This window comes from Enterobacter quasimori, assembly GCF_018597345.1.
Lineage (GTDB): Bacteria > Pseudomonadota > Gammaproteobacteria > Enterobacterales > Enterobacteriaceae > Enterobacter > Enterobacter mori.
The window spans coordinates 731,040-740,142 of sequence record NZ_JAHEVU010000003.1 but is presented as its reverse complement, the minus strand read 5'-3'; the positions used below and the strand labels follow the sequence as shown (position 1 = coordinate 740,142).

8 protein-coding genes, 1 rRNA gene and 1 other annotated feature are annotated in these 9,103 nt (G+C 53.8%); of the genes, 4 read left to right on the top strand and 5 right to left on the bottom strand.

What is annotated here, in order from left to right:
• The 4 genes from KK102_RS15670 to rluD all read right to left on the bottom strand — a co-directional run.
• A 16S ribosomal RNA gene (locus tag KK102_RS15670) occupies positions 1–452 on the bottom strand; the annotation flags it as partial.
• Positions 453–879: 427 nt separating this feature from the next.
• Positions 880–3,453 carry an ATP-dependent chaperone ClpB gene (gene clpB / locus KK102_RS15665; RefSeq protein ID WP_216357964.1) on the bottom strand — a complete coding sequence of 858 codons (2,574 nt, stop codon included), beginning with the start codon at positions 3,451–3,453 and terminating at the stop codon, positions 880–882.
• Between the two features lie 129 nt (positions 3,454–3,582).
• Positions 3,583–4,314 (bottom strand): purine nucleoside phosphorylase YfiH, encoded by a 732-nt coding sequence (gene yfiH, locus KK102_RS15660; protein WP_216357963.1) that lies wholly within the window; start codon positions 4,312–4,314, stop codon positions 3,583–3,585.
• Positions 4,311–5,291, bottom strand: a complete 981-nt coding sequence (gene rluD, locus KK102_RS15655) for a 23S rRNA pseudouridine(1911/1915/1917) synthase RluD (protein ID WP_008502468.1) — start codon at positions 5,289–5,291, stop codon at positions 4,311–4,313. The genes yfiH and rluD overlap by 4 nt, the downstream gene beginning before the upstream one ends.
• 131 nt (positions 5,292–5,422) lie before the next feature.
• On the opposite strand from rluD, the gene bamD reads away from it, so the two are divergent.
• From bamD to pheA, 4 genes are all read left to right on the top strand, one after another.
• Positions 5,423–6,160: an outer membrane protein assembly factor BamD gene (gene bamD / locus KK102_RS15650; protein ID WP_216357962.1), complete on the top strand. Its 738-nt coding sequence runs from the start codon at positions 5,423–5,425 to the stop codon at positions 6,158–6,160.
• Positions 6,161–6,428: 268 nt separating this feature from the next.
• Positions 6,429–6,770 carry a ribosome-associated translation inhibitor RaiA gene (raiA, locus tag KK102_RS15645; RefSeq protein ID WP_008502470.1) on the top strand — a complete coding sequence of 114 codons (342 nt, stop codon included), beginning with the start codon at positions 6,429–6,431 and terminating at the stop codon, positions 6,768–6,770.
• A gap of 110 nt (positions 6,771–6,880) precedes the next feature.
• Positions 6,881–7,006: a sequence feature (Phe leader region), on the top strand.
• Complete coding sequence (gene pheL / locus KK102_RS15640) at positions 6,882–6,929, top strand: pheA operon leader peptide PheL (RefSeq protein ID WP_100249759.1); 48 nt, start codon at positions 6,882–6,884, stop codon at positions 6,927–6,929. (Overlaps the previous feature by 48 nt.)
• A 30-nt stretch (positions 7,007–7,036) precedes the next feature.
• A complete protein-coding gene (pheA, locus tag KK102_RS15635) occupies positions 7,037–8,197 on the top strand; it encodes a bifunctional chorismate mutase/prephenate dehydratase (RefSeq protein WP_126544788.1) in 1,161 nt (386 codons plus the stop codon).
• Here the strand turns inward: pheA and KK102_RS15630 are convergent.
• On the bottom strand, positions 8,194–9,066 hold the full coding sequence (locus KK102_RS15630) for an SMP-30/gluconolactonase/LRE family protein (protein WP_126544789.1): 873 nt from the start codon (positions 9,064–9,066) through the stop codon (positions 8,194–8,196). The two genes, pheA and KK102_RS15630, sit on opposite strands and share 4 nt — an antisense overlap.
• Between the last annotated feature and the right edge of the window lie 37 nt (positions 9,067–9,103).

Below are 9,103 nucleotides of genomic sequence, written 5' to 3'. Positions count from 1 at the left end.
CCTTCCTCCCCGCTGAAAGTACTTTACAACCCGAAGGCCTTCTTCATACACGCGGCATGGCTGCATCAGGCTTGCGCCCATTGTGCAATATTCCCCACTGCTGCCTCCCGTAGGAGTCTGGACCGTGTCTCAGTTCCAGTGTGGCTGGTCATCCTCTCAGACCAGCTAGGGATCGTCGCCTAGGTGAGCCATTACCCCACCTACTAGCTAATCCCATCTGGGCACATCTGATGGCAAGAGGCCCGAAGGTCCCCCTCTTTGGTCTTGCGACGTTATGCGGTATTAGCTACCGTTTCCAGTAGTTATCCCCCTCCATCAGGCAGTTTCCCAGACATTACTCACCCGTCCGCCGCTCGTCACCCAGGAGCAAGCTCCCTGTGTTACCGCTCGACTTGCATGTGTTAGGCCTGCCGCCAGCGTTCAATCTGAGCCATGATCAAACTCTTCAATTTAAGTTTGATGCTCGTGAATTAAACTTCGTAATGAATTACGTATGTTCACTCAGAGACTTGGTATTCATTTTTCGTCCGAGGACGTTAAGAATCCATGTCACTTTGAGTGCCCACACAGATTGTCTGATAAATTGTTAAAGAGCAGTGCCGCTTCGTTTTCGCTGCGGCGCGGGGTGTGCATATTACGCTTTCCCGCTTCAGAGTCAAGCGTTTATTTTCGCTTTTCCCTGCTGACCCGGCGGCGTGTGTGCCGTTGTTCCGTGTCAGTGGAGGCGCATTATAGGGAGTAATTCCGAACCTGCAAGGATAAAGTGAAAATTATTTACCGACTGCTCACTTTCCAGGCGAATCACATCCCAGACCTCAATTTTCGCCTGGTTTTTAAACAAAAACGAGCCGCAAGCGGCCCGTTTTTGCATTTTGTGACTTACTGCACTGCCACAATGCGATCGTCGTTGGCTTCCAGACGGATAACTTTGCCCGGAACCAGCTCCCCGGAGAGGATTTGCTGTGCCAGCGGGTTTTCGATCTGCTGCTGGATAGCACGTTTTAACGGACGCGCACCATAAACAGGATCGTAACCATTCTCACTCAGCAGCTTCAGCGCATCATCCGAAATGTGGATTTCATATCCACGCTCTTCCAGACGTTTATAAAGACGCTGCAGCTGAATCTGCGCAATCGACGCGATGTGTTTCTCACCCAGAGGATGGAAGACCACCACTTCATCAATACGGTTGATGAACTCCGGACGGAAGTTATGGCTTACCACACCCAGCACCAAATCCTTCATATGGCTGTAGTCCAGTTCGCCGAAGCGTTCCTGAATCAAATCGGAACCCAGGTTCGACGTCATAATCACTACCGTATTACGGAAATCGACTGTCCTTCCCTGCCCGTCCGTCAGACGCCCATCATCCAGCACCTGCAACAGGATGTTGAACACATCCGGGTGTGCTTTTTCCACTTCATCCAGCAGGATGACGGAATAAGGACGACGGCGAACCGCTTCCGTCAGGTAACCGCCCTCTTCATAACCGACATATCCCGGAGGCGCACCGACCAGACGCGAGACGGAGTGTTTCTCCATAAACTCGGACATGTCGATACGCACCATCGCGTCGTCGCTGTCGAACATAAAGTTAGCCAGCGCTTTACACAGCTCGGTTTTACCCACACCGGTTGGCCCCAGGAACAGGAACGAACCGATTGGACGATTAGGATCGGAAAGCCCCGCACGGCTACGACGAATCGCGTTGGAAACAGCCTCAACCGCCTCGTTTTGCCCAATCACACGATTGTGGAGATCCTGCTCTATGCGCAGCAGTTTCTCACGCTCGCCTTCCAGCATGCGCGCCACGGGAATACCGGTCCAGCGCGCCAGCACTTCAGCTATTTCAGCATCCGTCACTTTATTACGTAACAAGCGCATCGTTTTGCCTTCGGACTGCGTCGCAATCTCAAGCTGTTTCTCAAGCTCAGGAATTTTGCCGTACTGCAATTCAGACATACGCGCCAGGTCACCGACACGACGCGCCTGCTCAATGGCAATTTTTGCCTGTTCCAGCTCAGCTTTGATCGTCTGGGTCCCAGAAAGAGAGGCTTTCTCGGCTTTCCATTCTTCTTCAAGCTCTGAATACTGGCGCTCTTTATCGTCCAGTTCTTCATTGAGCATATCCAGGCGTTTCTTACTGGCCTCATCAGATTCTTTCTTCAGCGCCTGCTGTTCCAGCTTGAGTTGAATAATGCGTCGGTCGAGTCGGTCAAGCTCTTCCGGTTTCGAGTCAATCTGCATACGAATGCTCGATGCCGCTTCGTCAATCAGGTCGATCGCTTTGTCCGGCAGCTGACGGTCAGCGATATAACGATGCGAAAGCGTCGCTGCCGCAACGATGGCCGGGTCAGTGATCTGCACATGGTGGTGCAGTTCATAGCGCTCTTTCAGACCACGCAGGATAGCGATGGTATCTTCAACGCTTGGCTCGGCAACAAACACTTTCTGGAAGCGACGTTCCAGCGCAGCATCTTTCTCAATGTACTGACGGTACTCATCCAGCGTAGTGGCACCGACGCAGTGAAGTTCACCGCGCGCCAGCGCAGGTTTCAGCATGTTCCCGGCATCCATCGCGCCGTCTGCCTTACCGGCACCAACCATGGTATGCAGCTCATCGATAAACAGAATGACGTTGCCTTCCTGCTTCGCCAGGTCGTTAAGCACGCCTTTCAGGCGCTCTTCGAACTCCCCGCGGTATTTCGCACCGGCCACCAGCGCGCCCATATCCAGCGCCAGCACCCGGCGGCCTTTAAGGCCTTCCGGCACTTCACCGTTCACAATACGCTGGGCCAGCCCTTCAACAATGGCGGTTTTACCGACACCCGGTTCACCTATCAGTACCGGGTTGTTCTTGGTACGACGTTGCAGTACCTGAATGGTACGACGAATTTCTTCATCACGGCCAATCACCGGGTCAAGTTTGCCCTGCTCAGCGCGTTCGGTCAGATCGACCGTAAATTTCTTCAAAGCCTGACGTTGGTCTTCGGCTCCCTGATCGTTCACGCTTTCACCTCCGCGCATTTTCTCAATCGCCTGAGTCACATTGGCGGTGGTCGCACCGGCAGATTTCAGCAGGTCGGTCAAGGTACCGCGTGATTCAAGCGCCGCCAGAACAAACAGCTCTGACGAAATAAAGTTGTCACCCCGTTTTTGCGCCAGCTTGTCGCAAAGGTTCAGCACGCGGACCAGATCCTGCGACGGCTGAACGTCGCCGCCGGTCCCTTCGACCTGCGGTAAACGGCTCAGCGCCTGATCGATAGCGGTGCGTAACTGGCCAGCATTAATGCCAGCGGACGTTAATAAAGGACGTATCGATCCCCCTTCCTGATTCAGCAAGGCGCTCATTAAATGAAGAGGTTCGATAAATTGGTTGTCGTGCCCCAGTGCGAGGGACTGGGCATCGGCGAGAGCAAGCTGGAATTTATTAGTAAGACGATCCAGACGCATAACTCCTCCCATTACAGGTCAAATTTGCTACTGGAGATTAAATGAGGTCATCCCTCAATTATTCAAGGTTAATGACCTGAATTATGTGAAAAGAAAACGGCACGTGCCGGATCGTCTTGATTCTTTAGGTTATATCAGCCAAATGAAACTTGCCATACGGCCCGTCGTCTTGTCGCGGCGATAAGAGAAAAAATCACCCTTTTCGGTGAAGGTACAGCGATCGCCGCCAAAGATCTGCGTCACGCCGACATTATTCAGGCGCTGACGCGCAAGCTGGTAAATATCGGCCAGATATTTATCTCCAGAAGGCAGGAAGGCGTCCACCGCTTGCGGATCTGCATCCATAAAGGCTTCGCGAACCTCCGGCCCCACTTCAAAAGCGCGAGGACCAATAGCCGGGCCAAGCCAGGCCATAATATTGGCGGGCTCATCCTTAAAGCAGGCGACTGTTTCTTCCAGCACGCCTTCGCATAGCCCACGCCAGCCCGCGTGTGCTGCAGCCACCTCGGTGCCTGCGCGGTTGCAGAACAGCACAGGCAGACAATCGGCGGTCATTACGGCACAAACGGTTCCCGGAGTATTGCTGTAAGAGGCATCAGCGCGTTTAGAAGCATAGGGTTCCCCCGTCAACTTCAGCACCGCCTTGCCGTGAACCTGTTCCAGCCAGACCGGCTTCGACGGCAAGTTCCCCGCAGCAAACAGACGCCTGCGGTTCTCTTCCACGTGTTCCAGGTTGTCACCACAGTGCGCACCGAGGTTCAACGACGCCCACGCGCCCTGGCTAACACCGCCAATACGGGTTGAACTGCAGGCAGCCACGCCGGCAGGCAATGGCCACTCCGGGACAATCAGTTTGGTCATAACCAGTCCACTTGATCCTTATGTTCTTCGAAATCGGCACGCATGGCGTCAATAAGGTCCACCATATCCTGCGGGATAGGCGCATGCCACTCCATCTGAATGCCGGTGATAGGATGGTAAAGACGCAGCATGGTTGCGTGCAGCGCCTGACGGTCGAATTTACGCAATACGCTGATGAACTCATCCGATGCGCCTTTAGGCGGACGAGGACGACCACCGTAGACCTGATCCCCCACCAGCGGATGGGTAATGTGGGCCATATGCACGCGGATCTGGTGGGTACGTCCGGTCTCCAGACGCAGACGCAGACGCGTATGGATACGGAAATGCTCCATAATGCGATAGTGCGTCACCGCCGGTTTACCCATCGGATGCACCGACATATGGGTTCGCTTGGTCGGGTGACGGCTGATAGGCTCTTCTACCGTCCCGCCAGAGGTCATATGCCCAATGGCTACCGCCTCATACTCACGGGTGATTTCGCGCAGCTGCAGCGACTCCACCAGACGTGTCTGAGCAGGAACGGTCTTCGCCACCACCATCAGACCGGTAGTGTCTTTATCCAGACGGTGCACGATGCCCGCGCGCGGAACATCCGCGATCGGCGGATAGTAATGGAGAAGTGCGTTAAGTACCGTACCGTCAGGGTTTCCCGCACCCGGGTGAACAACCAGGTCGCGCGGCTTGTTGATCACCAGAATGTCATCATCTTCATAGACGATGTCCAGTGGGATATCCTGCGGCTCGAAGCGGATTTCCTCTTCGATTTCAGCATTGATGGCGACAGCTTCCCCACCTAACACTTTCTCTTTTGGTTTGTCCCAGATCTTGCCGTTTACCATCACGCGCTGGTCAAGGATCCATTCTTTTATGCGTGAACGCGAATAATCAGGGAACAATTCGGCCAAAGCCTGATCTAAGCGTTGACCGAGCTGATTTTCGGAGACTGTTGCGGTGAGTTCTACTCGTTGTGCCATAAACTGCTTCTTCGTTTAACGTTGGGTTTTACGGCTTTGCCGTTTAATATAGTGTGCTATTGTAGCTGGTCTTAATCGGGAGCAGGAACAGAGTTTCTCCCGGACAAACATTTGAGGAAAGTCAAAACGTCATGACGCGCATGAAATATCTGGTGGCAGCGGCCACGTTGAGCCTGGCTTTGGTGGGCTGCTCCGGTTCAAATGAACAGGTCCCTGACAATCCGCCGAATGAAATCTATGCGACTGCACAACAAAAGTTGCAGGACGGTAACTGGAAACAGGCGATAACGCAACTGGAAGCGTTGGATAATCGCTATCCATTTGGTCCGTATTCGCAGCAGGTACAGTTAGATCTCATCTACGCATACTATAAAAATGCCGATCTGCCGCTGGCTCAGGCAACCATCGATCGTTTCATGCGTCTGAACCCGACTCATCCTAACATCGACTACGTGATGTACATGCGCGGCCTCACCAACATGGCGCTGGACGACAGTGCGCTGCAGGGCTTCTTCGGCGTGGATCGTTCCGACCGTGACCCGCAGCATGCGCGCGACGCCTTCAATGACTTCTCCAAGCTGGTGCGTGGCTACCCTAACAGTCAGTACATTACCGATGCCACCAAGCGTCTGGTGTTCCTGAAAGATCGTCTGGCGAAATATGAATACTCCGTGGCGGAATATTATACCCGCCGTGGCGCATGGGTTGCCGTGGTTAACCGCGTAGAAGGAATGCTGCGTGATTACCCGGATACTCAGGCAACGCGCGATGGCCTGAAGCTGATGGAAAATGCTTACCGTCAGATGCAGATGACCACTCAGGCTGAAAAAGTGGCGAAAATCATCGCCGCGAACAGCAGCAACACCTGATTTTGCCTCAATGCAAAACGGCAGCCCGAAGGCTGCCGTTTTTTTATTCGTTTCTGAGCGTCGCTGAAGCGCGTTACCCTCAACACATCCTGTCAACTATGGCCCCAATTTATGCCTTCTACAAGGTAAATCTCACCTCTTCCTGCCCTGCCTCACAAAAAACATTCCCTGACAAAAACCGACAAAATAACGTGATCTAAATCACACATTTTGACATTAGGTCGGGTATGCTGGAATCACCAAGACGGAAAGACAAGAGGTAAAATTTATGACAATGAACATTACCAGTAAACAAATGGAAATTACTCCGGCAATTCGCCAGCACGTCGCAGACCGTCTCGCCAAACTGGATAAATGGCAAACACATTTGATTAATCCACATATCATCCTGTCCAAGGAGCCGCAGGGTTTCATCGCTGACGCAACTATCAATACTCCAAACGGCCATCTGGTCGCCAGCGCAAAACATGAGGATATGTACACCGCAATTAACGATTTGATCAACAAGCTGGAACGGCAGCTCAATAAAGTGCAACACAAAGGTGAAGCCCGTCGCGCCACAACGTCGGTGAAAGACGCCAGCTTCGCGGAAGAAGTTGAAGAAGAGTAATCCTTTAAATTGAGTGTACCGCCAACGCGCCTTCGGGCGCGTTTTTTGTTTTTTATTGACAGGATGAAAACAGTACGGGTACTTTAACGTTATCACTCACAGGATGACTTTATGAAACTCACGCCGTTCTTCTTCGCATTCTTTTTTACCTTCCCCTGAACGGGAGGCGTTTCGTCGTGTGATAAAGAATGCGAAGACGAACAACAAGGCCTCCCACACCGGGGGGCCTTTTTTATTGATAACGATAAGATGAGACAGGCAACACTATGACACCGGAAAACCCGTTACTGGATCTGCGCGTAAAAATCAGCGCGCTGGATGAGAAACTGCTGGCGCTGCTGGCCGAACGCCGCGCCCTCGCCGTTGAAGTGGGCAAAGCCAAGCTGGACTCCCATCGTCCGGTCCGTGATATCGACCGCGAGCGGGATCTGCTGGAACGTCTCATTCAGCTCGGCAAAGCGCATCATCTCGATGCCCACTACATCACCCGGCTGTTCCAGCTCATCATCGAAGACTCCGTCCTGACCCAGCAAGCGCTACTCCAGCAGCATCTCAATAAAACCAATCCGCACTCTGCGCGTATCGCTTTCCTCGGGCCAAAGGGCTCCTATTCTCACCTGGCCGCACGTCAGTATGCCGCTCGCCATTTCGAAGAATTTATTGAAAGCGGCTGCGCGAAGTTTGCCGATATTTTTAACCAGGTAGAAACCGGCCAGGCGGATTACGCCGTGGTGCCGATTGAAAACACCAGTTCCGGTGCCATCAACGACGTCTACGATTTGCTGCAGCACACCAGCCTGTCGCTGGTTGGCGAGCTGACAATCCCTATCGATCACTGCGTGCTGGTCTCCGGCTCAACGGATTTAAGTAAAATTGAGACGGTTTACAGCCATCCTCAACCGTTCCAGCAGTGCAGTCAGTTCCTGAACCACTATCCGAACTGGAAAATTGAGTACACCGAAAGCACCTCGGCGGCGATGGAAAAAGTGGCGCAGGCTAACTCCCCCACCGTCGCCGCGCTCGGCAGCGAAGCGGGTGGCGCGCTGTATGGTTTACAGGTGCTGGAACGCAACCTGGCAAACCAGACGCAAAACATCACCCGTTTCGTGGTGCTGGCGCGTAAAGCGATTGATGTCTCGGATCAGGTTCCGGCAAAAACGACCCTGCTTATGGCCACCGGCCAGCAGGCAGGCGCACTGGTTGAAGCCCTCCTGGTACTGCGTAACCACAACCTGATCATGACGAAGCTGGAATCACGTCCGATCCACGGTAATCCGTGGGAAGAGATGTTCTACCTCGATATCCAGGCCAACCTGGAATCTGCATCCATGCAGAAAGCCCTGCGCGAACTCGGCGAGATCACCCGCTCCATGAAGGTGCTCGGCTGCTACCCGAGCGAGAACGTGGTCCCGGTTGACCCGGCTTAACGTTCGATAAATCGACTTTTCTTCATCCCTGCCACGTTAACCGGCAGGGTGAAGATGGCCCCGGAGAGCGGATATTTCTCCACCTCCTCCGCCTCCATATTTTCCCGCGTGGTGGTAATAAACAGCGTTTTCATATCATCGCCGCCAAAGCAAACCATCGTCGGGCAGCGTACCGGCATGCGATACTCCTCCAGCAGCTCCCCTTGCGGTGAAAAACGCGCGATGCGCCAGCCGTCAAACAGCGCGCTCCAGTAGCAGCCTTCCACATCCATCGCCGCGCCGTCCGGTATCCCTTCGCCCTCTTTAAACCGGCGAATCGCCTCGCGCTTGCCGGGTTCGCCCTGCTCATCAAGCGGCGTACGGTAGATCACACCGTTTGGCGTGTCGGAGGTAAACATCCACTGCTTATCCGGACTAAACGCCAGGCCGTTGTGCCCATGGATATCGCACTGGATCACCTTCGGCGTCAGGTCGTTATCGATACGCATCAGCATGGCACCGTTATAATCCCCCGGGCCCCAGAAGGTGCCTGCATAGAACCGTCCCAGATGGTCGGTGCCCCCATCGTTAAAACGAGCAAGCTGCGGGTTGGACGGGTTGTCGCACACCTTGCGTCGGAGAAGGCCATGTTTATCGGTCAGCCAGATCCCCGTACGCATCGCCACAATAAACCCGCCACGCTCGCGCAGCGCGAAACAGCCCACCTCTTCGTGAAAAGAGAGCACGGTATGTTCGGCCGTGGGCAGATGATAACGATGGATCTCCCCTTCCAGAATATCCGCCCAGTAGAGTGCATTCTCTTCCGCACTCCACGTCGGGCACTCTGGCAAATGTCCGGTGTAATTCAACAGCAGCTGCGGTTCAGCCATGACAGGTCCCCAAAATGAAAAAAGCCAGCAATGCTGG

Excerpts from the sequence above, each read along its gene's own strand:
- clpB (WP_216357964.1), bottom strand. The coding sequence starts at position 3,453 with ATGCGTCTGGATCGTCTTACTAATAAATTCCAGCTTGCTCTCGCCGAT.
- yfiH (WP_216357963.1), bottom strand. The coding sequence starts at position 4,314 with ATGACCAAACTGATTGTCCCGGAGTGGCCATTGCCTGCCGGCGTGGCT.
- rluD (WP_008502468.1), bottom strand. The coding sequence starts at position 5,291 with ATGGCACAACGAGTAGAACTCACCGCAACAGTCTCCGAAAATCAGCTC.
- bamD (WP_216357962.1), top strand. The coding sequence starts at position 5,423 with ATGACGCGCATGAAATATCTGGTGGCAGCGGCCACGTTGAGCCTGGCT.
- raiA (WP_008502470.1), top strand. The coding sequence starts at position 6,429 with ATGACAATGAACATTACCAGTAAACAAATGGAAATTACTCCGGCAATT.
- pheA (WP_126544788.1), top strand. The coding sequence starts at position 7,037 with ATGACACCGGAAAACCCGTTACTGGATCTGCGCGTAAAAATCAGCGCG.
- KK102_RS15630 (WP_126544789.1), bottom strand. The coding sequence starts at position 9,066 with ATGGCTGAACCGCAGCTGCTGTTGAATTACACCGGACATTTGCCAGAG.